The sequence below is a fragment of the Sphingobacteruim zhuxiongii genome, from assembly GCF_009557615.1.
Lineage (GTDB): Bacteria > Bacteroidota > Bacteroidia > Sphingobacteriales > Sphingobacteriaceae > Sphingobacterium > Sphingobacterium zhuxiongii.
In genome coordinates this window covers 3,405,988-3,427,559 of sequence record NZ_CP045652.1, presented here as the reverse complement: position 1 = coordinate 3,427,559, position 21,572 = coordinate 3,405,988, and the positions used below count along the sequence as shown (strand labels likewise).

Sequence of the window (21,572 nt, the reverse complement as noted above, 5' to 3'; positions counted from 1 at the left end):
TAAAATCTAGAAATAGTTAGATACCAAGCTTAATAAGCTGATTACGGAACTATTCATTGGTTCAAAAATTAAGGAAGGCATGATACCTAACAATAAGGCTAAAGTTAATGCTGGGAAAAGTATCAGTTGCTCTCTAAGCGTTAAGTCAGTCAACTCCTTTGCCCATGTTTCGCCACCTTTTAAACGTGTCTCCCCAAAAAACATCCGTTGTAAAGTCCATAAGAAATAAGCCGCACTTAACAAGATCCCAATCGATCCAAAGATCGCCATCCAACGCGGGATACCGGTACCGACAGATTCGGCATTGAATGTGCCAATGATAACAAAAGCTTCGCCGATAAATGCTGAAAATCCCGGTAATCCTAAGGACGCAAAGAAGGCAATCGCTACATAGGCTGTATATTTTGGCATTAGAGACGCTAGACCTCTGAAATTGTATATAAATCGATCATGTACGCGATCATAAATTACGCCAACTAGAAAGAATAGTGCTGCCGATAGAAAACCATGACTAACCATTTGGAACATCGCACCAGACATACCTTCTGCGGTTAATGCTGAGATTCCCAATAGTACAAATCCCATGTGTGATACCGAGGAATAAGCAATCATACGCTTTAGATCTGTTTGTGCTATTGCATTTAAAGCGCCATAAATTATAGAAATAACACCTATTAAAGCAAGCCAGAAATTCGCTTCAACAGCTGCATCTGGAAAAATACCAATACAAATTCTAATAATACCGTAGCCACCGATTTTTAATAGAATACCAGCAAGAATTATGGATACTGGCGTTGGTGCTTCCACGTGAGCATCTGGCAACCAAGTATGTAATGGAACAATCGGAATCTTAATGGCAAACGCAACAAACATCACGATAAAGCCAATCATACGGGCAGGAATGCCGAAAACTTCGTTACTATTCGCTAGAAAATCGAAGAATGAACCATTGACATAATTCTCTGGGTTCATCATGTACAACATGTTAAACGTATGAGCACCTGTATGTGGATTGGTTACCGAGAAGTAAAGTCCCACGATGACCAAAAGCATAAAAACAGACCCGAATAGGGTATAAAGGAAGAATTTGATTGCAGCATATTCGCGTCGCGCACCACCCCATATACCAATTAAGAAGTAAAGAGGCAATAACATGACCTCGTAGAATACATAGAAAAGGAATAAGTCTAGCGCACAGAATATCCCCATAACCGCTGTGTTCAACAGCATTAATAAAGCAAAATATCCCTTTCTACTTTTAGTCATGTTCCACGAGGCACCAACGGCCATCAACATCACAAAGGAACTTAATATTAATAGCGGTAGTGAGAATCCATCAACCGCTAGGAAATAATCGATTTCCAGCTTGCCAATAGATCCTAGATCCAAACGTATCCAAGGTAGCTGTTCAACAAATTGGTAACCTGAGAGCTGATTAAAACCAGCAATATTCGGATTGTATTGACTATAGATATAACCAGATAGTATTAGCTGAACAAGCGTAATAATCAACGCAATATACTTATAGCTTTGACTGAATCGGTTTGGTATAACCAAGATGCCAACGACAGCCAATAGGGGTAAGAAAATAAGTAAGGATAATAGTCCCATCTTATGTTAATATCAAATAAATTATTCCAATTAATAAAACCGTAAAGGCAAAACCTAAGTAGTTTTGCAATCGTCCATTTTGTACCCAACGTAGCAAGTGTCCGATATAGTAGGTGGTTTGCCCAAGCGTATTGATGAATCCATCAACAATGTATTTGTCAATCCATGCGGACATTCGCCCCATTGATTGAACTACTGTTCCTAAAAGATTTACCAGTCCGTCGATAATCGTTCTGTCAAACCAATACAAACCTTTACTTAATTTCAACGTTCCTTCAACAAATGTGTTTTGGTAAAACTGATTGATATATCCTTGATTCAATGAAAAGGTTATTGCTTTCCCATTTGCGTTCAACGGGTAGTTGCCCTTCACATACCACTTCCATCCAATAATCCACGCTAACGTACTTGCTAATGTTAATCCAATAGGAATAAGGATATGTAAGCTATGTATTTCTGCAAACCCATAATCCACATAGAAGCCATTCAAGATCTTCGCCTCATGATAGGATATCGGATTCAGAGAAAAAACGAAAAACAATGAACATACACCTAAGAATGTCATTGGCCATAGCATCGTTTTATTTGCATCGTGTAAAGACACATGGGCTAAGTTCAACTTGAAACTTCCGAAGAATACTTTAAATATCAATCTTCCGATATAGAAGGCTGTTAAGATGCTCACAAGGGTTAAAGTAATCGGGATAAGCAAATAAGCCGGCCCTTGTTCTATTGCCCATTCGAATGTCGAAATAAGGATTGCGTCTTTAGATAGAAAACCTGAAGTTAATGGAAAACCGGCTAACGCTAAAGATGCAATGCACATCAGGATAAATGTTTTGGGCATATATTTTCTTAATCCGCCCATATTGTTGATGTTTTGAGGATCAAAATCTAGTTGAGAATCATGCTTCAAATGCGCCATTTCATGGATAACAGCACCAGCTCCTAAGAATAGAAGACATTTAAAAAATGCGTGAGTAACGAGATGGAACATTGCTGCATCCCATGCGCCTACGCCAATAGCGACCATCATAAATCCTAATTGAGATATGGTAGAGAAGGCTAATATTCTTTTGATATCGGTTTGGGCGAGCGCAAAATAAGCAGATAGCGCAGCGGTAATTGCTCCGATAACCGCTATGCATAGTAGGACGGTTTGATTGAATAGCGGAAATACACTGCTCAGCAAAAATATACCTGCGGCAACCATCGTAGCAGCGTGGATCAGTGAGGATACCGCTGTTGGGCCTTCCATGGCATCGGGTAACCAAACATGTAATGGAAATTGAGCTGATTTAGCCATTGCACCAAGGAAAAAGCCGAGTCCAGCCATACTTATTAAGACAGGATTGTCAATATGCTTTTCGTAAAATAAGCCTTCCTTTCCAAATAATTCCACTAAATCTAAACTGCCGTACATGGTGAATACACAGGCAATTCCAATCAAGAATCCAAGGTCACCAATTCTATTGATGAGAAAAGCTTTCTTATTCGCTTGAACAGCGCTTTCTTTAGTAAACCAAAATCCGATAAGTAAATAAGACGCAAATCCCACCAACTCCCAAAAGATATACATCATGAAGAGGTTCTTGGAAATAGTAAGACCTAGCATGGCAAAGCAAAATAAACTTAGATACATCCAATAGCGATGTATGCCAGGATCGCCTTTCATGTAGGATCGAGAGTAAATGTGGACAGGCAATGCGATAACACAAACGATGAGCTGCATTAGCACCGTCAAATTATTTAATAGAATACCTACCGTAAAGGTGTTTACACCAATAGTAAACCAAGGTTGTGTGGCGCTTCGCGGAATATTCTGCCATATCTCTGCAAATACAAAAACCAAACTGATTAAGGTACTCAAGGATATCGCTATCAACGATATGTTTCCCGACTGAGATTTTTTACCCAATATAGCCTGAATGATAAAAGCTGCGAACGGCAAAGCGACCACTATAATAGCGGCATAAATAGGCGATATGTTCTCCAAAATAGACATTAGTCTCTCAAGTCGGTTATTTTATCAGGATTGATAGTTTTGTATTTTCTATATACTGTCAAAATAATCGCTAAACCAACTGCAACTGCAGCTGCTGCTAAAACAATAGCAAATAAAGCGAAGATCTGTCCAGCATAATTGACTTTGTCATATTTCCCGAAAGCGACAAAGTTCAATATCGCAGCATTGATAATTAATTCGATACCTATCAATATCATAATAGCATTACGCTTAGCGATAATAGCATAAAGGCCAATACTGAATAAAATGGCAGAAACAATCAGAAAGTGTGTTATGGTAATCAAGCCTGATCCTCCTTTCTAGAAAGGTGCGCAGCACCAATTAAGGCAACTAATAGAAAGATTGAGATTACTTCAAATGGAAGTAAATACTTCGTCATAAAGTGTACGCCTAGATTCTGAATATTATTATCTGAAGATTTTATGATTTCGCCTGAACGAATATTCTCTGTTATCCAAATTGGTGTATTTTGTTGCCACTCCCAAATTCCATAGATCAATACTGCAAAAAATCCAATTGCTAATAGTAGTGATTGCCAATTGGGCAGAGATAAGAATTGGCGATTCGTATTCTGAAGGTCTGCAAGGAGCTCTTTGTTGGAAAGCATAAAGGCAAAGATCATTAAGATCAATACACCTCCAACATAGACTAAGATTTGTGTGATCGCAACAAAATCAGCAAGGGCAAATAAAAACAATCCCGCCATCGCAAACAACATCACAAAAAATAGAAATAAAGCTCGTGCAGTGTTCTTTAAGCTAACAATGAGTAGGGCAGAACCAATCGCCAAAGCGGCGAACGCGTAAAAAAAAGCTAATTCCATTATTTTGATTTAGCCGCCTCCTTTTCAGCTTGAAACTTGGTCCATTCTAATTTTCTTTTCGAGATTTCTTCTTCGCTCATCTCTGAAAAGCCGTATATCAAATCCGTTAATTTCGTTGTGCTCTTGTCATATTGATCGGTCATGGTGATACATTCTGTGGGACAAACAACAGTACACAGGCCACAGTACATGCATTTCGCCATGTCAATATCAAATTGCGCGGCATATAGTCGTTTCACGCTACCATCCGAAGTTTTGCCAATTGCTTCCGTTGCTTTTATTGATTCAATTGCAATACAATCTACTGGGCAGGCTTTAGCACAAAGATCGCAGACGATACAATCATCAATCTCGACCTCTAATTGATAGCGAGCAACTTCAGGGATAGGCATCTTCTCCTTTGGAAATTGAACAGTTGTCACCCCATCCTGCTCAGAAAAATAGTTAGGGTTTCTAATATCTTTTGTTTTCCGAGAGGTACGCGCATTAAAAAGGTGTTTAATGGTAAGCGTCAGCCCCTTTAAAGCAGTCAAAAGTCCTTGTATAGTCGTCTTTACTATCACCTTATATCATTACCATTATTCTCCAAATTCCAGAAATTGCCATACAAATGAAGGCTACTGGAATCAAGATTTTCCAACACAAAGTCATTAATTGATCGGCACGAAAACGTGGAAGAGTCCATCGTATCCAGATTTGAATAGCAACTATGATCAGCGATTTAATCAAGGTCCAAAAGATTCCCCAATATAATCCCGTTGTCCAGTCGGCTAGTCGAACTATACCAATATTTGGAAGTGGTGTATTCCAACCACCTAAGAAAATTACAACGCCAAGCATTGCAACTAAAAACATCATGGCGTATTCCGCCAAAAAGATAAATGCAAATCGAATCCCTCCGTATTCGGTATGGAATCCGCCAATAAGTTCACTTTCGGCCTCTGGAATATCGAACGGTGCTCGATTACATTCGGCCAGTGTAGCAATGAAAAATATAAGATAGCTGATCAATAAATGAGGTGCTTGAAAAATATTCCAAGCCAAAAGACCACCAACATCATTTACTTTCCAAAAACCTAAGAAATATATATCTTGTGTTGACAGTATTCCCTGTCCTAAGGCGATATCATTTAAATTAAGTGTCTGCGTAATCATGACCGCAGAAATCAATGTAAGTCCTACAGGCAATTCATAAGAAATCATCTGAGAAATAGCTCGTATTGATCCTAGAAGTGAATACTTATTGTTTGAACCCCATCCGGCCATCAAAATGCCTATTGCATCAATCGAAACCACGGCCATTAAAAAGAATAATCCCGTGTTAACATTAGAAGGCATAAAGTCAGAAGCCCAGGGAACAACACTGAAACCGATAAAGACGGCGACAAAAATAACGATAGGAGCGATTGCGAATAAAATTCGATCAGCAGCAGCAGGAGTGATTAGCTCTTTTTGAAGGAGCTTCAGAATATCAGCTATAGTTTGAAGTAAACCATATTTTCCTGTTTCCATGGGGCCTAATCGATCTTGTACGAAACCCGCAATCTTACGCTCTGCATAAACTGCAAAAAGCGTGAATAGCGCAATAAATGAAAATATGGCTACAGGTACAAGAATATAAATGAATAAGGAGTCCAAGCTGCTTCTTAGAATAATTCTTAATTAGCTACAAACATACGTAAATCGAGGCAAATAAGCGATACTAAATAAAAAAATATACCAACTTGGTAGATTATTTATTGGCGTGCTATTTGCATAACGCTGATAGGGCAGAATCGTTGCATTTCGCCTATTAGTTATTCAAAATTACAAAGTTTGTGTAGCGTATTGCTAAAACTAATCGTATCAATTAAGGTATTAATAGAAGAATTTAATAAAGGTTATATATGAAACAATCTATTTTAAGCATGCTTGCCGTATTTACATTATTGTTTGCAAGTTGTTCAACAAGTAAAAATATGACAGAAGATGGTCGTAACATTGCGCAATTAACAGGGTATAAATGGCAACTGATTGAATTGGAATCGAAAGCTATTTCAGAAATCACTAAGCGAACTATTCACCTTTCCTTCCTTCCTGAAGAGAATCGCTACGCAGTTGTTGGTGGATGTAATACATTAAATGGAGCTTATTCACTAAGTAAGAAGGCCGGTGCGATTAAATTTACACAAGGCATGTCCACGATGATGGCATGCGATGATATGGAAATTGATCAGCGTGTAATCAAGGCAATCAACGCAACGACAAAGTATACAGTTGAAGATGGATTTTTAGTGTTTTACAAGGGCGGGACTGAATTAGCGAAATTCAAAGCAGTAGAGACCGAAAGTGAACTTTCAGGGACTTGGGAACTTGATTACATTCACGGATCTAATGTCGCATTCAATGAATTGTTTCCACAAGGAAAGCCAACAATCAATTTTGATCTTGGGGCAAAGAAAGTGAATGGAAAAGGCGGTTGTAATAACTATAACGGTTCGGTAGAAGTGAATGGAAGAAATGTAAAATTTGGACCTGTAGCTTCGACTCGTATGGCTTGTCCGGGAAATGGAGAAGCATTATATTTCGAAACACTACAGAAAGTTAATGTGCTTAGTGTGCACGATAATACGCTAACTTTAATTATTGGCGATATTGCTGTGATGAGATTTAAAAAGAGTAATTAACACAATATTTGCTAAACTTGTTAATAAGTGACTATATGTAAAAAGACGCCAGAAGGCGTCTTTTTTATTTTTTAATAGTAAGAAGTTCGCATTGCAAACTTTAACGCTCCACATAGATGGAGATTTTCTTTAGACCCCTACTTCGTTTTCCTCTATCCAGAGACCATCCGATTTAATGATATCGATAAGTTCATCCAAAGCCTTTGCTGAACTCACGTTCCTTTTTACAACTTCTTTACTGCGGTAAAGAGTAATTTTATCTGGTCCTGCGCCTACATATCCATAATCCGCATCCGCCATTTCACCTGGGCCATTCACAATACATCCCATAATAGCGATCTTCAGACCTTTTAGATGGTTGGTACGACTTCTTACCATTTGTGTGGTCTCTTGTAGGTCGAAAAGTGTTCTTCCACAGCTAGGACAGGAAATGTACTCTGTTTTAGAGATTCTAGATCGCGTCGCTTGTAATATTCCAAATGATATAGAGCATAGGTTGTCGGTAGGAGTGGCTTCGCTATCAATCCAAATCCCGGAGCCCAAACCGTCAATTAGTAATGCTCCTAGATCTGTTGCTGCATACAACTGGATTTTTGAAATTGGCTCCTCTGGACTCATGACATCGCCAACGGGACCAGAAAACTCACTCTTTGGATAACTCCGCTTAATGATAACAGGATTCTCTAATCCAATCTCCTGTAAATTTGCAAAGAATTGGCGCTGATCAGCCATTCCATGCACATGCGTAGTTTCTAAGACAAAAACAATCGTTTCGTCCAGGGGGAGTTGCGAGAAAGACTCACCTGCTAAATCATCATTTGATAAGTGAACCAAATTTAAAACAGGGTCTTTAATCGAGGCATCGATATACTCTTGCAGAGCAAATACCGGATGAATATTCGTTTTATCTGCTAACTTTAACCAAGTCGCGTAATTGTAAAGTTGTTTAAGGTTGCCCGGCATTGTAAAGGAGGGCAATCCGTCGCCCAAATAGACAAAATCTACAGACTGATCGCCCATATGATATTTGTCTAAAATCGCATCGTATTTATAACCTACATCACTTAAAATAAAAGGATCTTTTAGGTTCTTCTGTGATATATCAACAACGACACGTGGAACTAAAGAACCGCCAATAAATGCATTGACTTCCTTAGCCTCATAGGCCTTTGTATCAATCTGATTGTTTAAACGTAAAATTTCACGTTGTGGAGTCTCCAGAATTTGCTTTTCCCGTCTTGCATAGCGATTAACCAATGCAATAGCAACAGGAGCTTCTTTCTCTGGTTCCTCGGTTAACGAAACACGAACGGTATCACCAAGACCATCCTCTAATAAGGTTCCAATACCAACAGCTGATTTAATACGACCATCTTCTCCATCGCCTGCTTCTGTTACCCCTAAATGTAATGGATAGTTCATGTTTTCGGCAACCATCTTTTCCACAAGTAGACGATAAGCTTGAACCATAACCTGAGGATTTGAGGATTTCATCGAAACAACAAGATTGTAGTAATTTAAATCCTCACAGATCCGCATAAACTCTAGCGCTGATTCTACCATTCCCTCGGGTGTATCACCGTAACGGCTCATGATACGATCTGAAAGTGAACCGTGATTGGTTCCAATACGCATCGCTGTACCATATTCTTTACAGATTTTAACGAGCGGAGCGAATTTTTTGTAGATACGTTCTAGTTCAGCTTGGTAAGCAAGATCCGTATAATCTATTTGATCAAATTTCTTCTTATCAGCGTAATTACCTGGATTAACACGTACTTTTTCAACAATGCGTGCAGCAACCTCGGCAGCATTCGGCGTAAAGTGAATATCAGCAACCAATGGCACTTGATAACCTCGTTTCCGTAGCTCATTCTTAATGTTGGCTAGATTTTCCGCCTCTTTAATGCTTGGCGCTGTAATACGAACATATTCGCAGCCAGCATCTACCATTTTGATTGTCTGCTCGACAGACCCTAAGGTGTTCATCGTATCGACGGTAGTCATACTTTGAATACGAATCGGATGATGCGCCCCCATAGGAATATCACCTATATTTACCTCGCGGGTTAAGAATCTACTATAGGTAGTTTTGGAGTTGCAATAGCTACCTCCCAATTGTGCTGCTTTAATACTATCCATGCTCTTGCAAAGTTAGCTAATTTCTATTAATAGCGAACGATAGTCAAGGAATTTGCTGCGCCAGAGATTACGATGTTATAACGGTTTGCTGCTTGATCATATCCTGATGATTGACGTACATCGCCATCTTTTTCATCAATGTCTTCCAATTTGTTGTTTGAGATGATACTATCGTATTCTACGCGGCATGGTACGCCCTTAGGAATTTGCAAGTGTACCTGAGAAGCAGCTGTATTGATCTCGAGTTCCGATGTGCCGATTTGAGGATTAGGTAAGGTCAAACTCATTTTACTAGCACCAGAATTCAACTCTAGGCGTTTTATCTTCAAGTTCTTAAAGTCTCCCTCTAAGGCAGCGGCTCCTACGTTAAACTCGAAATTCCAAATTGGAGCCTCGTTTAGCATTAAATCAACAAAACTATTACTTTTTCCAGTTCCTTCTATGCTAGAATTCAGCTCTAGGTTGCTTTTAACAGAGCCCGTTTTCTCTAAGTTTAACTTCATGTTATTAGCGTTCGTTGCGCCACTAAATAGGATGCTTGAGTCTGCTTTCGTAGTAAATCTATATTTTGCAGCGCCCCCATTGATGGTTAGGCTTGCTTCTTCAATAGCGTCCGAAAAATCTGCACTTACCTTTTTGCTGTAAGTATGATTATCTTCCTCGCCATTATTAACCGTAATACTGTTCTCAAATACGCTTTCAATAGTGGTTCTTGAAGAAGGGTTGTCAGTTATTCCTTTGAAGAATACAAATCCACATAATAAGATGTTGATTCCGGCGATCAAATAGGTGCTGTACGGTCTGTTTTGTAACAACAGGTTTATCCCAATTGAAACCAATAAGAGTGGCCAGAATTTTAAGACTTGCAAGAAATGAAAGTCGATGACATGGAAATTGTGAAGTAATAATACCAGTCCGATGAATACGAACCATATACCTGATGCTACTTTATTGTTCATTTTTAGTTTGCTTTGTTCTTCCAAAACTACTACGATAATACAAATTAAATCACTTAAAATAGGTTATGCTAGGGATATTTTCGGTAAATCAATTAGATTTGTCGGTGAAAATAGTCGAGACTAATTTGTATATTGAAAAAATGAAAACAAATTGTTCTTCGCCACGTTAAAAAAAGACTTAGAATAATAAAACGTAATAATTCCAACGTATGATATTTTACTATTTTGGTGAGTACCTGTTACTATTGAAGAAGGTTTTCCGGAAACCTGAAAAATGGAAAATATACATCAAAGAAATACTTCACGAAATGAACGAGATTGGCGTAGGTTCGGTTGGACTTATCGTCATTATATCGACTTTCATTGGTGCGGTAATGACCATGCAAATTGCCTTTCAATTAGTTTCTGATCTTATTCCAAGTTCTGTTATTGGACAGATTAACAGGGATTCCAATATTCTAGAATTAGGTCCTACGATCTCAGCATTAGTACTGATGGGAAAGGTTGGTAGTTCAATTTCTTCGCAAATCGGATCGATGCGTGTTACCGAGCAAATTGATGCCCTTGAAATTATGGGAATTAATGCCGCCGGATACTTAATCCTACCTAAAATTCTTGCAGGGGCTATTATGGTGCCAGTTCTTGTCACCATTGCTATCGGTTGTGCATTGATTGGCGGTTTACTCGGTGGAGTATTATCAGGTGCCGTAAGTGCAGATGATTACATTGAAGGTATTCAGGGTGGTTTTAATGGTTTTACGATTGCTGTAGCCATGGTAAAAGCATTTGTCTTTGGTTTTATTATTACTTCAGTACCCGCTTATAAGGGCTTTTATGTTCGTGGTGGTGCCTTAGAAGTAGGGCAAGCCGGAACTCGTGCAGTGGTGATAGGATGTATTTCTATCCTAGCATGTGATTATATTATTACAGCATTAATGTTATAAGACGATGATTGAAGTTAAGAACATACATAAATCTTTTGGTAGTAATCATGTATTAACCGGTATTGATGCGGTTTTTGAACCCGGTAAAGTTAGTTTAATCATCGGGGGATCTGGATCAGGAAAGAGTACCTTGCTTAAGTGTATTGTAGGGCTGCATGAACCGACTCAGGGTAAAGTGTACTTTGATGGCGATGAGTTTACTAAAATGAGCTTCGAAGAGAAAGTGCCAATTCGTAAAGAGATAGGGATGCTATTTCAGAATTCCGCACTATTTGATTCCATGACTGTAGAGCAAAACATCGTATTCTCATTAGACATGTTTACTGAGATGAGTCGTAAGGAGAAAGTAGAGCGTGCAAATTTCTGTTTAGAACGCGTGAATCTTGCTGGTAAGAACGATTTATTTCCTTCTGAACTTTCTGGAGGAATGAAAAAAAGGGTCGGAATCGCTCGCGCGATTAGCATGAACCCAAAATACCTATTCTGTGATGAACCGAACTCAGGTTTAGATCCAGCTACTTCCATATTGATTGATGAATTAATCCAAGACTTAACAGAAGAATTCAAATGTACGACTGTTGTGGTAACACATGATATGAATTCGGTAATGGGTATTGGAGAGTATATCTTGTTTTTATTTAAAGGACAAAAATATTGGGAGGGATCGAATCAGGATATGTTGAAATCCGATAATAAAGAGTTAAATGATTTCGTGTTTGCAAGTCCATTGATGAAAGCAGCAAGAGATACCATCAAGCAATAAAAGTCATTCTTTACTCTAAATTTCTATCTTTGCAGAAAATTAATACTTTGAACACTTCAACGCAAATACAACTACTAACTCCACAACACTGGAAAGACTATGAACTAATCGACTGTGGCGATTTTGAGAAATTAGAACGCTTCGGAGAATTAATTCTTATTCGCCCTGAACCACAGGCCGTATGGCCAAAGAGTCTTTCAGAAGCTGAGTGGAATAAGAGATACCACATCAAATTTAAGGGACGCTCCGCAACGTCGGGAGAATGGTTGAAAAAGAATCCAAAGACAGCCGATCGCTGGCATATTGAATACAAAAATAATGATGTATTAATTAGGTTTCGCTTAGGCTTAACTTCTTTTAAGCATGTCGGTATTTTCCCTGAACAAGCGGTCAATTGGGATTATATTTCCAATTCTATCAAATCTTTTAAAACTGCAACACCGAAAGTCTTAAACTTATTCGCCTATACTGGAGGCGCTTCATTGATTGCGAAAGCAGCAGGTGCTGATACAACGCACGTAGATTCCATTAAGCAAGTGGTTACCTGGGCAAATGAAAACCAAGAATTGTCGGAAATCAAAGACATTCGTTGGGTGGTAGAAGATGCCTTAAAGTTTGTGAAAAGAGAGCTTAAGCGAGGGAATACGTATAATGGGATTATCCTTGATCCTCCTGCTTATGGACATGGTCCAAAAGGGGAGAAGTGGAAATTGGAAGATCATATTATGGAGATGATGAAAGATGTTGTACAGCTTCTTGATCCGAAAGAACATTTTCTTATCCTGAATACATACTCTTTAGGATTTTCTTCAGTCATTGTCGAAAATCTAATCCGAACTTCTTATCCTCAAGTAGAAAATTTAGAAATTGGAGAACTTTTCCTACAGGCAACTGCAGGACCAAAACTTCCATTGGGAGTTTTTGGTAAGTTTAGAAAAATAGCAAAATAGAAAAGGCCATCAATTACGATGGCCAATTCCTACAATTCTAAATTCACAGTATCTTATTCTTAATAAACTCCGTTTTATTCTACGACAAGGGGTTTTAATTGCATCTCATAAATTCTTAGTTGCTCAAAAAAACTAGCTTTAGACTCTCCAAAGGCTTGTTGAGCTTGCTCTTGCAATTTTCGGTAATAGGCAATGCCATCCAAGAGTTGCGCATTGAATTTATTGATGTATTTCTTCTTCTTAATGTCTAGGTCCGTTACATTGTTTTGGATGTAAGTTTTCAAATGATTGACATATAGCTCTAATTCATTTACGAAAAACGAAGGACGTTCCACGTTTTTTAAGACGTTTATTCGCCCGTATATATGATCTACCATTTCATTTAATGTGTAGACCTTGTTGAAATAAGCTGTATTTGGTCCGGGGCAAATCGCGACAGCACGTCGCTCTCTAGGTTTTAGGATATCGTATTTAAGGTAGGCAGGTGTCGCGAGACCTTCACATAAACATTGCTTTTCAACAATCTTGTTGAAAGCTTGCTGATATGCTTCTCCCGTAATTTCAGCTGATTTCAATTCCTTAATCTTTTGGTTTTGATACTGACGGGAGGCCGTACACACTAATTCTTCACCACATTCATTATTCGAAACCAAGTATTTCTTTGTACAAGGAAAGCCCGGTTTACCTTGTTCAATACGCTCTAGTCGGCTTCTTTCGGCTGTGCTCTTTCTAAAATTGTTAAATGGAACGCCTAGTGGTGAAGCGTCGCTGATATAAAAATCAGAAGCTTGCGCATTTGCTAAATTTTGTAAAGTTTCTTCATCGACGGTCGTCGCTTCTGGAACCAATAAAAATGGGGAACCCCAGCCTACTTGATCTACACCATAGTAATTCAATAAAAACTGGTGCTCCCGATTTGTGCCTACACCGCCTTGAACTGTAATCTTCAGCTCCGGGGTCTCGTTAAAGGCAATCCCTCGTTCTGTCAAAGCTTGTTGGTACAATGGCAGAACTTCTTGGATAATATGTTGTTTATTAGTCTTAAATTCTTCTAGAATCGGGCCCAATAGGAAGCCCTCGGTGGCAAACGCATGTCCTCCACAATTTAAGCCCGATTCGATACGGTATTCAGAAATCCAAATACCTCTCTTCGCTAAAAACTTAGCTTGAATTAATGCAGATCGATAATCGGAAACCTTCAAAGTAATCTTCTTATCGAATTTCCCAGCGCTATTCGGCATAAAGGCTGGAAACTCTGCTAGGTAACTATATAATCTGGGATTCATACCGGCCGATAAAACCATCGACGAGTGTAATCCGCTGTTTGCAAAACCTCGTAGCGCAGCAGAAGCATCTGAATAATGCTCCGCCAACATAACTCCCTTCGCATCATAGTTTATCTTGTCAACTTTAGACATGATATTAACGTCAATATCCCCAGGGGTAATTTGTGCCCGAATTGATTGGGTAAGCGTCTCTTTCTCTCTGCCAGCTTCTAAGTTTATCCAGCGCTTAAAAAGCTGTTTTAAACCACCGTCTGGCAACAGATTAAAATATTGAACAGCCTGTTCGTCTTTCAACCAATTGCTATGTCTGATATGGTTTACCTGCTTCTCAACTAAATCTTTTAATAAGTTCAAATATGCAGTTATGCGGTTTGCGCGAGCATCCGTAGCATGTTTCTTAATCTCTTCGTATCCTAAATTATTCAGTCTGCTATAGTAAGCTCTTAATCGTTCGACTAACTCATCATCAACAATAGAAACTACGGAGGAAATACCGTATTGTGCTACTTTTAATGGGGTATCTACGGAATAGGCTAATCCTAAAACAGGAATGTGAAATGTGTGGGTCATCGTCTTCATCTGTGCGTCGCAAATAGCGAATATTTATGCACATAAAAAGTAATGAAGCATAGATGGAAAAGTGATTTAAGTCACTTTGGAAAATTGAAAAAGAGTGATTTGGTGCTATATATTGGATTTAGAGCGTAATCGCTCAATGCTAGTTCATCAGATTTAAATCTAGTGAACTCCAAAGAAACATACATCTACATTCCATTTAATACCACAACCATTTCAATCTTACGATTATTTGAACACAATCGTCTTATTGCCATTCAGCATAACACGATCTTCCGTAAGTAGTTGAATTGCACGAACAAGTACGGCTTTTTCGATTTCCTTACCTGCGGTTCTCATACGTTGTACATCGTAGCTATGATCAATTGACTTGGTGTTTTGAACTATAATTGGCCCTTCGTCAAGGTCGTCCGTAACGTAGTGGGCGGTTGCTCCGATAATTTTCACACCGCGGTCGTGAGCCTGTTGATAAGGGTTTGCACCAATGAATGCAGGCAAGAATGAATGGTGAATATTGACCAATTTTCCTTTGAATTGACTCACAAAACTCGGAGAAAGGATTCGCATAAACTTAGCCAGAATAATATAGTCCGGTTGGTAAGGTTTAATTGCCTCTGCTAAGTTGGATTCAAACGCCTCTTTAGTTATGCCTTCATGGGAGATATAATGGAATGGTATATCGAACTTTTCAGTGAACTGCTGAAGTGTATCGTAATTACCGATGACGGCAGCAACGTCGGCTTGTAAAGTTTTGAAATAATAGCGAACCAGAATATCCGCCAAGCAATGATGTTCTTTCGTAACCAAAATAACTAACTTCTTTTGAACATCCGGGTTAATCGTAATTTGTGTGCTATCTGGCAGTTGGGCGGATAAGTCAGTTTGTAACCTCACTTTATCACTTAACGGTCCAGTACAGACCACGCGTACGAAGAATTTGTGATCGACTTCATCTACAAATTCGCGCATAGCAACGATATTGAGCTGATGTTGAGCCAAAACATTAGATATGATGGCAACAAGGCCAACAGCATCCTTACATTGGATGAGTATTAAGGTTTGATTATGCATTTTAGGTTAGGTTGCAATATAAATAGGGGAGGAATCCTCCCCCTTATAGGTTAAAAGGCTTCTTTAGCTAATTCGGCCTCTAAGTCAACTTCTATTCTCAGGTTGTTGACAATGTGTTGTTGACGATCAGGTGTGTTTTTACCCATATAATACTCCAACAACTGTGAAAGTTTATTGTCTTTTGATAAAATAACTGGTTCTAAACGCATGTCATTTCCGATAAATAGTCCAAATTCGGAAGGTGAAATTTCACCCAAACCTTTGAAACGTGTAATTTCTGGCTTGCTGCCCAATTTTGCGATAGCACGCTGTCTTTCCTCATCCGAATAGCAATAAATTGTTTCCTTCTTATTGCGGACGCGAAATAACGGAGTTTGTAAAATAGAGACGTGCCCCGCTTTGACAAGTTCAGGGAAAAATTGCAAGAAAAAGGTCATCAATAGTAAGCGAATGTGCATTCCATCGACATCGGCATCTGTTGCAAAAACAATGTTATTATAACGTAGTCCTTCAATGCCATCCTCAATATTTAGCGCATGTTGGAGCAAATTAAACTCCTCATTTTCATAAACAATTTTCTTCGTTAAGCCATAGGAGTTCAATGGTTTTCCCTTTAAACTGAATACGGCTTGCGTTTGCACATCACGGGATTTAGTAATCGATCCACTCGCGGAATCCCCCTCGGTAATGAATAAGGTAGTTTCTAAGTTACGTTCATGCTTATCGCTGAAGTGTATTTTACAATCTCTTAATTTTCTGTTATGTAAAGACGCTTTCTTCGCACGTTCATTCGCTAGTTTCTTGATACCTGCAATATCTTTACGCTCACGCTCAGATTGCATAATTCGCTTCAATAAGGCATCCGCAGTTGCAGCATCCTTATGTAGGTAATCATCCAGGGCTTTCTTTAAAAAATCATTGATGAACGTACGCACTGTAGGCCCTTCGGGACCAACGCTTTGTGAACCTAGTTTTGTTTTCGTTTGCGATTCAAATACAGGCTCTTGTACTTTAATAGCGATTGCTCCAATAATGGACGCACGGATATCTGACGCATCAAATTCTTTTTTGTAGAATTCGCGAATAGTTTTCACCAAAGCTTCACGAAAAGCGGCCTGATGGGTACCTCCTTGTGTAGTGTGTTGTCCGTTGACGAAAGAATAATACTCTTCACCATATTGCTGCCCATGGGTCATCGCAATTTCAATGTCCTCACCACGCAAATGAATGATCGGATAACGCATGCTTTCTGTATCAACATTACGCTCCAAAAGATCTCTTAGGCCGTTTTCCGATATAAACTTTTGACCGTTGAAATTGATCGTTAATCCAGAATTTAAAAAAACATAATTCCAAATCATATTCTCTACAAATTCCGAACGGTATTTGTAGTTTTTAAAGATCGAATCATCCGGATAGAAAGTAACCGAAGTACCGTTCCGTTGTGTGGTCTCTTTTTGTTCGTCCGTTAGGAGTTCCCCTTTGCTAAATAGCGCAATACGTGTTTGTCCTTGACGGTAAGATTGCACGGTAAATTGGTTAGACAAAGCATTTACGGCTTTCGTTCCGACACCATTTAGGCCCACAGATTTCTGGAATGCCTTACTATCGTATTTTCCTCCTGTATTAATCTTAGAAACAACATCGACAACCGATCCAATCGGAATACCGCGACCATAGTCACGTACAGAAACCTTATTGTCATTTACTGTGATGTCAATCGTCTTTCCTGCACCCATCACGAACTCATCGATACAATTGTCCACGACTTCTTTCAACAATACATAAATACCATCGTCGTAAGCAGAACCGTCTCCCAATTTACCAATATACATACCGGGTCTTAGCCGGATATGTTCTTTCCAATCGAGTGATCGTATACTGTCTTCGTTATATGTTGTCATAATTTACTCTTGAGTTGAATGAACCAATGCAAAAATATAAAAAAAGTTAAGAGTATTTGCTATCTGTGGGGCAGGCTATTTTTGCATCCTTCACAATCATAGGATCTGCGTATCCGAACGAGGAATCTTGGGATATATGTTTCTCTTGTTTGTAGAGCTTGTTCGTACCTGCTTCGGCTTTTGTTTGACAAGAGTTTGGCTTTGGGCTGAAATTTTAGAAACAAAAAACGAGCTACTATTATAGTCAGCTCGTTTCTTGTTATTTAAAGAGACTTATTATTCTCCGCGTCCAAAATCGTCTTGTACGCGTACGATATCGTCCTCATCAGAAGGGTTTGCTGCATCTGTGTGTTGCCAGATTTCTGCAACTACACCGTATGACTCCATACCTACCAAGCGATGTCTTTCACCTTGGCTTAAACGTATAGTTTCTCCTTCTTTTAATATTTTTAGCTCATGCTCTTCATCATTCGGGCTGGTTACTACACCCACCTCACCACGGATAACGCGCCAGATCTCTGCACGTCTGTGGTGGTACTGCCATGAAAGGCGTTTATTAGGTCCAACAATTAGAATCTTTGGACTTAATTTGCCCGATATTTTTAAATCTTGAACATCAAGGCCTTCAAAGTATGCATTCGCGAAGTCCTGAGCTTGTTCCTCATTGATAACAAAGAAGCCACCCCAAGGTCTGTTTTGATCAACACGCTCAATCGTAAAGCCTTTCTCGGTTAACTTTGTTTCAACCTCTTGGAACAAATCATTTTTATCAATATATGCCATGGTTATATACGTTTACACGGTGAAGATAATATATCTTTTGAATTAATACAAGCATATTACGAAAGTCCTTAACGCGAATTCACGTATATTTGTAATCGAAATTCCATAAGCTATGTCTCAAAAATTTGATACTGATAACGATATCTTTGCTCAAGCCGTTGCCTTCGTCAATCAAACACAACAACCTATTTTCTTAACAGGGAAAGCGGGTACCGGTAAAACGACGTTCTTAAAGTTTATTCGGGAGAATAGTTATAAAAAAATGGCTGTCACTGCACCAACTGGTGTCGCGGCCATGAATGCCGGTGGAACGACATTACATGCTTTATTCTGGTTGCCTTTTGGGGTATTCATTGAAGATTATCCATTACAATGGGGGGAAGCCGACCAATTTATTTACAATAAGCATCGTTTATTTAGTACAATCAAACTTACCAAGCAACGTCGAGCAATTCTTCAGGAGTTGGAACTGCTTGTTATCGACGAAGTTTCCATGGTGCGTGCAGATACTTTAGATGCTATTGATACCATTTTAAAAAGTGTCCGACGGGATATGAGACCATTTGGTGGGGTTCAGGTGTTGTTTATTGGCGATTTATATCAATTGCCACCGGTCGTTCAAGACCGAGAATGGCAGGTATTGAAAGACTATTATCAGAGTATGTTTTTCTTCGACGCCAAAGTCTTCAAGCAACATCCGCCAATTGTTATTGAATTGCAAAAAATTTACCGCCAACAAGATGATGCCTTCATTCGTGTTTTAAACAGTATTCGCAATAACGAAACTACTGAAGCAGAATTGGAGCAGTTAAATTCACATTTTCAAGCGGATTTTGTGCCTGAAAAAGATGAACAATATATTACGTTAACCTCTCATAACAGACTAGCCGAGCAGATTAATCAAGAGAAGTTAATGAGCTTGGATACGAAACTGCATCAAATCAAATCGTTGATAAAAGATGATTTTGGGCAGTCGATGTTTCCGGCAGATGAAATGCTCAGTCTACGCATTGGCGCTCAAGTGATGTTCATCAAGAACGATACAGGAGAAGAGCGAAGATATTATAATGGGAAGATAGGAACCGTAAAGGATATTAATCTGGACAAACATCAAGTTACTGTTTCGTTTCCCAATGATGAGGAAGACGTGACAGTAAAACGGGAGACTTGGGAGAATATTCGATATTCTTACAATAAAGGGGATGATAAAATCGAAGAGGAGGTATTAGGGACGTTTTCCCAATTTCCACTGCGTTTGGCTTGGGCGATAACAATTCATAAAAGTCAGGGTTTGACTTTTGAGAAGGCGATTGTAGATGCTGGGACTTCCTTTGCTGCTGGACAGGTATATGTTGCGTTGAGTAGATTGACCGGACTAGATGGATTAGTATTGCGCTCTAAGATTAGTCCTTTCGCTATACGTACAGATCTACAAGTTGTCAGTTTTATGAAGCAAACGGCCGCTATGGGTGATCTTGACGATATTTTACAGAAAAGTAGACAGAACTATTTAGGTCAAATCTTACTACATAGTTTTCGCTGGCATCAATTAACCGACGAGTTGGAAAAGTTGATCGAAGAATATAGTGAGAAGAAGATGGAGCAGAAGGAAGAAGCTATCGGCGTTCTAACGGGAATACAAAAAGCTTTAAAAACACAGGAACAAGTAGCTAATAAATTTATGACTCAATTACATGGCTTGTTGAGTAAGCGAGATCAAATCGATTATGAATTGATTTGTGAGCGCTCGAAAGCTGCCGTTAATTGGTTTTTGCCAACCTTCGAGAAAGATTGTTTACAAGCTTTAGAGGAGCATTTGGAAGCCTGGAAAGTGAAGAAGCGAACGAAAAAATACGTTACATTGCTGAAAGGACTGTTGCTAGATTTCAAACGTAAGTTTGAACAATTGAAACATAGCTTAACGATTGCAGAAGCATTGACAAAATCGAACGATCAAGTTTCTGAGGAATTGCTGACTTGGACGAAGCCCAAAGATGATATTCCGAAAGAATCAGACGTTGAAAAGGAACAGGATACGAAAGCGATCACCTTGGAGATGTTTCAAGATGGGATGGAAATTGCTGAAATAGCCGAGAAACGCAATATGGTGGCTGGAACTATTTACGGACACCTCATTCATTTTATGGGCACTGACCTGGAAGCTACCGATCTCGTTAGTGAGCAGGAGCTTCAAAAAATTGTTACATTAATTGAACAAAATCCGGAGGTGACTACTTTAGAACTTAAGACAATGTTGGGGCCAAGCGTGGATTATCCCGCGATAAGAATTGCACAACGACATGTTGAAATATTGGCCGAGAAGCCCTAGCATAGCTATAAATATTTATATTTGCTGAAATCGGACGCTATTGAAAAACGAGAATTCAAACGGTAAAGTTAATAAATGGTTGGTTTTCACGAGTATGCCCTTTCAAATGGGAGTGACCATTTATGCATTTTATTGGGTGGGGTCATGGTTAGACGGGAAATATCAGGTAGAAGGGGAGTGGTGGATGAAGGGTTTGACGATGCTCGGCGTATTGGTTTCTATGTACCAATTTATTAGACAGGTAAACTATATCAATAAAAATGAATAAAATATTCGAATTCTTAATCTACTTAGTTCTAGTAACTGGTGTTGCCTATGGGTTACATTATTTTGTTCTCAAGATTAATGATCAAGATCACTGGTGGATTGGTACAGATTATAGTTTAGCGAGTTTGTATATCTTCGGATCAATCTCTTCATTAATTATGATTTTGTTCCTTTATGGAGCAGAATATGCGATGCCAAAACAACTTGGTTTTGTGTTCCTAGGAGCGATGTTATTGAAGTCTGTGGCGAGCTATATTTTTATTCATTCTGGCCTAGATTTATTAGAGAATAATTTCATTGAATTGAATTTCTTGGGAGTATTCTTTTTATACCTATTTTTCGACGTCTACATAGCATTCCGTTTGCTTAATACCGAGGGGCGTCATGTGGAAAAGTAAATTTTCAAAAAGTTTTTATAAATATGAACTAATGCCAAATAAAATTGTATTTTTGCGCAAAATTTGTCATAATT

Annotated in this window: 19 protein-coding genes; 7 read left to right on the top strand and 12 right to left on the bottom strand. The window is 38.9% G+C overall.

The features are described 5' to 3' along the window. Positions 1 to 6: 6 nt before the first annotated feature. The 6 genes from GFH32_RS14480 to nuoH are packed head-to-tail and all read right to left on the bottom strand — an operon-like array spanning position 7 to position 6,098. Entirely contained in the window at positions 7 to 1,611 is a 1,605-nt protein-coding gene (locus GFH32_RS14480; RefSeq protein ID WP_153512271.1) for a complex I subunit 4 family protein, read from the bottom strand. Between the two features lies 1 nt (position 1,612). Then, positions 1,613 to 3,616, bottom strand: a complete 2,004-nt coding sequence (locus GFH32_RS14475; protein ID WP_153512270.1) for an NADH-quinone oxidoreductase subunit 5 family protein — start codon at positions 3,614 to 3,616, stop codon at positions 1,613 to 1,615. After that, entirely contained in the window at positions 3,616 to 3,921 is a 306-nt protein-coding gene (gene nuoK, locus GFH32_RS14470) for an NADH-quinone oxidoreductase subunit NuoK (protein ID WP_153512269.1), read from the bottom strand. The genes GFH32_RS14475 and nuoK overlap by 1 nt, the downstream gene beginning before the upstream one ends. After that, on the bottom strand, positions 3,918 to 4,460 hold the full coding sequence (locus GFH32_RS14465; protein ID WP_153512268.1) for an NADH-quinone oxidoreductase subunit J family protein: 543 nt from the start codon (positions 4,458 to 4,460) through the stop codon (positions 3,918 to 3,920). Before GFH32_RS14465 ends, nuoK begins: the two co-directional genes overlap by 4 nt. Next, positions 4,460 to 5,023 carry a 4Fe-4S binding protein gene (locus GFH32_RS14460; protein WP_228384148.1) on the bottom strand — a complete coding sequence of 188 codons (564 nt, stop codon included), beginning with the start codon at positions 5,021 to 5,023 and terminating at the stop codon, positions 4,460 to 4,462. The genes GFH32_RS14465 and GFH32_RS14460 overlap by 1 nt, the downstream gene beginning before the upstream one ends. 1 nt (position 5,024) lies before the next feature. Then, a complete protein-coding gene (nuoH, locus tag GFH32_RS14455) occupies positions 5,025 to 6,098 on the bottom strand; it encodes an NADH-quinone oxidoreductase subunit NuoH (protein WP_153512267.1) in 1,074 nt (357 codons plus the stop codon). A 248-nt stretch (positions 6,099 to 6,346) separates the two neighbouring features. Here nuoH and GFH32_RS14450 point away from each other — a divergent pair, with 248 nt between their 5' ends. Next, a complete protein-coding gene (locus GFH32_RS14450; protein WP_153512266.1) occupies positions 6,347 to 7,126 on the top strand; it encodes an META domain-containing protein in 780 nt (259 codons plus the stop codon). 129 nt (positions 7,127 to 7,255) lie between these two features. On the opposite strand, the gene ispG is transcribed toward GFH32_RS14450, so the two are convergent. Both ispG and GFH32_RS14440 read right to left on the bottom strand, forming a co-directional pair. Continuing rightward, positions 7,256 to 9,268, bottom strand: a complete 2,013-nt coding sequence (gene ispG, locus GFH32_RS14445; RefSeq protein ID WP_153512265.1) for a (E)-4-hydroxy-3-methylbut-2-enyl-diphosphate synthase — start codon at positions 9,266 to 9,268, stop codon at positions 7,256 to 7,258. Positions 9,269 to 9,294: 26 nt separating this feature from the next. Continuing rightward, on the bottom strand, positions 9,295 to 10,227 hold the full coding sequence (locus GFH32_RS14440) for a LiaI-LiaF-like domain-containing protein (RefSeq protein ID WP_153512264.1): 933 nt from the start codon (positions 10,225 to 10,227) through the stop codon (positions 9,295 to 9,297). Positions 10,228 to 10,436: 209 nt separating this feature from the next. Between GFH32_RS14440 and GFH32_RS14435 the strand changes: the two genes are divergently transcribed. From GFH32_RS14435 to GFH32_RS14425, 3 genes are read left to right on the top strand one after another with little or no spacing between them, the layout of a single operon-like run. Continuing rightward, a complete protein-coding gene (locus GFH32_RS14435) occupies positions 10,437 to 11,171 on the top strand; it encodes an MlaE family ABC transporter permease (RefSeq protein WP_153512263.1) in 735 nt (244 codons plus the stop codon). A gap of 4 nt (positions 11,172 to 11,175) precedes the next feature. Beyond that, complete coding sequence (locus tag GFH32_RS14430) at positions 11,176 to 11,934, top strand: ABC transporter ATP-binding protein (RefSeq protein WP_153512262.1); 759 nt, start codon at positions 11,176 to 11,178, stop codon at positions 11,932 to 11,934. 47 nt (positions 11,935 to 11,981) lie between these two features. Then, a complete protein-coding gene (locus tag GFH32_RS14425; RefSeq protein ID WP_153512261.1) occupies positions 11,982 to 12,884 on the top strand; it encodes a class I SAM-dependent methyltransferase in 903 nt (300 codons plus the stop codon). A gap of 74 nt (positions 12,885 to 12,958) precedes the next feature. Here GFH32_RS14425 and GFH32_RS14420 read toward each other — a convergent pair whose 3' ends face one another. From GFH32_RS14420 to GFH32_RS14405, 4 genes are all read right to left on the bottom strand, one after another. Continuing rightward, a complete protein-coding gene (locus GFH32_RS14420) occupies positions 12,959 to 14,740 on the bottom strand; it encodes a hypothetical protein (protein WP_153512260.1) in 1,782 nt (593 codons plus the stop codon). Positions 14,741 to 14,974: 234 nt separating this feature from the next. Continuing rightward, the gene (purU, locus tag GFH32_RS14415) at positions 14,975 to 15,817 is read right to left on the bottom strand and encodes a formyltetrahydrofolate deformylase (RefSeq protein WP_153512259.1); all 843 of its coding nucleotides are present in this window, start codon (positions 15,815 to 15,817) and stop codon (positions 14,975 to 14,977) included. 50 nt (positions 15,818 to 15,867) lie between these two features. Continuing rightward, the gene (locus GFH32_RS14410; protein ID WP_153512258.1) at positions 15,868 to 17,721 is read right to left on the bottom strand and encodes a DNA topoisomerase IV subunit B; all 1,854 of its coding nucleotides are present in this window, start codon (positions 17,719 to 17,721) and stop codon (positions 15,868 to 15,870) included. A gap of 276 nt (positions 17,722 to 17,997) precedes the next feature. Beyond that, complete coding sequence (locus GFH32_RS14405; RefSeq protein WP_153512257.1) at positions 17,998 to 18,504, bottom strand: cupin domain-containing protein; 507 nt, start codon at positions 18,502 to 18,504, stop codon at positions 17,998 to 18,000. A 112-nt stretch (positions 18,505 to 18,616) separates the two neighbouring features. On the opposite strand from GFH32_RS14405, the gene GFH32_RS14400 reads away from it, so the two are divergent. From GFH32_RS14400 to GFH32_RS14390, 3 genes are read left to right on the top strand one after another with little or no spacing between them, the layout of a single operon-like run. After that, positions 18,617 to 20,833, top strand: coding sequence for a helix-turn-helix domain-containing protein (locus GFH32_RS14400; RefSeq protein ID WP_153512256.1), 2,217 nt, complete (start codon positions 18,617 to 18,619; stop codon positions 20,831 to 20,833). Between the two features lie 40 nt (positions 20,834 to 20,873). Continuing rightward, the gene (locus tag GFH32_RS14395; RefSeq protein WP_228384147.1) at positions 20,874 to 21,101 is read left to right on the top strand and encodes an AtpZ/AtpI family protein; all 228 of its coding nucleotides are present in this window, start codon (positions 20,874 to 20,876) and stop codon (positions 21,099 to 21,101) included. After that, a complete protein-coding gene (locus GFH32_RS14390) occupies positions 21,094 to 21,498 on the top strand; it encodes a hypothetical protein (protein ID WP_153512255.1) in 405 nt (134 codons plus the stop codon). The genes GFH32_RS14395 and GFH32_RS14390 overlap by 8 nt, the downstream gene beginning before the upstream one ends. The last annotated feature ends 74 nt before the right edge of the window (positions 21,499 to 21,572 follow it).